The 2,530-nt window shown below is 63.8% G+C and carries 3 protein-coding genes; all 3 read left to right on the forward strand.

The genetic code is table 11. From position 1 onward, the window contains the following. A partial coding sequence (locus tag VEJ16_18120; protein ID HYB11579.1) for a prepilin-type cleavage/methylation domain-containing protein occupies positions 1 to 521 on the forward strand: 521 nt, incomplete at its 5' end. Next, positions 518 to 1,396, forward strand: a complete 879-nt coding sequence (locus tag VEJ16_18125) for a hypothetical protein (GenBank protein ID HYB11580.1) — start codon at positions 518 to 520, stop codon at positions 1,394 to 1,396. The genes VEJ16_18120 and VEJ16_18125, both read left to right, overlap by 4 nt. 33 nt (positions 1,397 to 1,429) lie before the next feature. Beyond that, a complete protein-coding gene (locus VEJ16_18130; protein ID HYB11581.1) occupies positions 1,430 to 2,524 on the forward strand; it encodes a PilN domain-containing protein in 1,095 nt (364 codons plus the stop codon). The last annotated feature ends 6 nt before the right edge of the window (positions 2,525 to 2,530 follow it).

Genomic DNA, 2,530 nt, shown 5'->3' on the forward strand with positions numbered 1-2,530 from the left:
GGACCACGGGGAGCGGACCGGCGGTGGCCTTTACGGCCGCGCGGGCGAGCGCCGAGGCGCCAGCCAAGGTCGTCTTCGTCGGAAACGGAGGCGTCATGGCCGGACCTCAAGGAGAGGAGGTCGTCACCCTGACGATCGAGCTGGCCGGCGATGCAACGCGCTTGGTGCGACGCCGCTCGCCGTGGACCGGGTCGCGGATGCACCCCGAGGATGTTTCGCCGCGCGACGAGGTCGTTCTGATCGAAGGCAAAGTCGATATCTCCTTCGTGTTCGGGCGCATCCTGCCCAATGGCGCGCTCGAGTGGAATGAAAACTGGGGGGACAAATCGGCGCTGCCGCGCTTCGTAAGGCTGATTCTGCGCGACCGTGGAACCGGCCTCGATCTGCTCGGCGAAACAGATTTCGTGGTACGTGCCGATGCACCCGCCGCCTGTGGTCGGTCCGACGCCAATCCCGGTTGTCTAACGCAAGCGCTGCAGGCTGCCGCCGGTTCGCCCGGATCCGGGGGGAAGTCGCCATGACGGATCCTGATCGACGCCGAGGCGTGGTGCTGGTGATGGTGCTGTGGTCGATTGCCTTGTTGTCGGCACTTGCAATGGCGGCATCGGTGAGCTTCCGCGGGTTCGCTGGCATCGCGGCGATCGGACGAGATCGCGTGCAGGGCGAAGCCCTGTTCACCGCTGGGCTCGAGGTGGCTGCCAGTATGGTCGCGAGTTCAGCACCGTTTACCGAGCTCGAAACCATCGTCAATCTTTCCACCGGTGCGGTTCGCGCCCGCTTGAGCGACGAGGGGGGACGTATCGACGTCGGTAAGGCGCCGGCGGAGGTCCTGGCAGCCCTGTTGCGTTCCGTCGGTGCGCCCGAAGCGCAGGCGAATGATGCGGCGCAGCGGATCGTTCAATGGCGCAATCGCAACAATAGCGCGCCGCCGGGTGCGACCGCCCCTGCAAGCAACACGCTCGCGAAAAGCCTGGGCACGGATACAGGCCAGCCTTTCGCCGATGTTCTCGAGATCGCCCAAGTTCCCGGAGTGGCCCCCCAATGGGTCGCCGCCATGGCGCCGCTCACGACCGTATTCGGCGCTCAAACCGTAAACCCGCTAACGGCACCAGCCGCCGTGATTGCTGCTTTGCCGGGCGTCGACCGTGTGCAACTTGCGTCCTTCCTCGCCGCCCGCCGCGCCTCTCCGGCCGATGAGCGAATTGGCGCGACTTTGGGACCGGCACAACGCTTTCTTGCAACGAAGCGTGAGCAGGTCGTGGGGGTCGAACTTGCGGAAACGCTTCCAGATGGCTACGCGGCGGCGGCCCGGGCCGTGATGGTGCTCATGCCCCAAGATAGCCAACCTTATCGGATCCTGGTGTGGACGCCGCTGCCACCTTCGACGCTCCGCTAGCGGGACGGGAGCCCATAAATCGCGGTCACGATCATGCAAATTCCCACGTTCTTGCGACGATGGATAGAGGTTCTGGCTTCCGTGTACTTCGCCTGCTACGAGGCGTGGCGCGCCCGGCGGCCTTTGATTATTGCGTGCGAAGACGATCATTTCACCGTGCGCAAAGTGCAATCGACATCCGGGACCGACATTCGGTTCGAACGGCCGGACGAGCTCGACGGGACCGTGCTCGCGGCCGGCACGCCACTATCTCCCGAGATGATGCGGGCCGCCCGCGACAGCCTCGTTATTTTCGAACTTCCCGCCGATGATGTCGCGGTGCGGCGGATTTCCGTTCCGGCCCAGGCGCGCGAGTTTCTCCCCGGAATCGTCCACAATAAGATCGAGCGTCTTTCTCCGTGGCGCGCTGATCAAAGCGCCTGTGGCTTCGATGCCGACGTCAGCGTTGAGGATCCGACAGTCCTCGATGTCCGCGTTCTCATCGCGTCCCGTGCTGCCATCGATGCTGTTCGCGAAAAGCTTGCCGCGATTGGATTGGTGGTCGACCGCGTCGTGACGGTTCAGCGCAACGCTGAAACGGCGAAGCCTATAACCTTATGGTCGCGGCTTGCGGCCGCCTCGCAGCAAGACCTCGGGCGCCTACGCTGGCGTATCGGCGCGGGCATTTCCGCGGTGATCCTCGTAAGCTCTAGTCTGAGCCTGTGGGCGCTGATCTCGGCTGTTTCCATTGGCGATGAAAGCGAGGACATCGCGGCCCACACCAAAATGCTGCAGCGTCAAATCGATGGTCCGAGGACGCCGCAATCGATCGCGTTGCTCAATCCCAACGAACGGGCGTGGTACGAGAAAGAGGCATCGCCGACGGCTGCGATCGTCATTGAGGCGGTATCGCGGGCGCTTCCCGATGCCGCTTATCTGACGGAGCTGCACCTCGAAAACACCACCTTGCGCATGATCGGGTTGACTAGCGATGCGCCGTCGCTGATCGCTCCGCTCGAACACTCGGGGCACCTGACCAACGTTCGCTTCTTCGCCCCCACGACGCGCGGAACCGATGGCACACTCTTCAGGTTTCATATCGAGGCGCGTGTCGAGCCTCATTTCCGCATGGCAGACGACCAACGATGATCAAGC

It is taken from the genome of Alphaproteobacteria bacterium (genome assembly GCA_035625915.1).
Lineage (GTDB): Bacteria > Pseudomonadota > Alphaproteobacteria > JACZXZ01 > JACZXZ01 > DATDHA01.

Bases quoted from the DNA above. Each gene is read 5' to 3' on its own strand.
- VEJ16_18130 (HYB11581.1), top strand. From the start codon at position 1,430: ATGCAAATTCCCACGTTCTTGCGACGATGGATAGAGGTTCTGGCTTCC.
- VEJ16_18125 (HYB11580.1), top strand. From the start codon at position 518: ATGACGGATCCTGATCGACGCCGAGGCGTGGTGCTGGTGATGGTGCTG.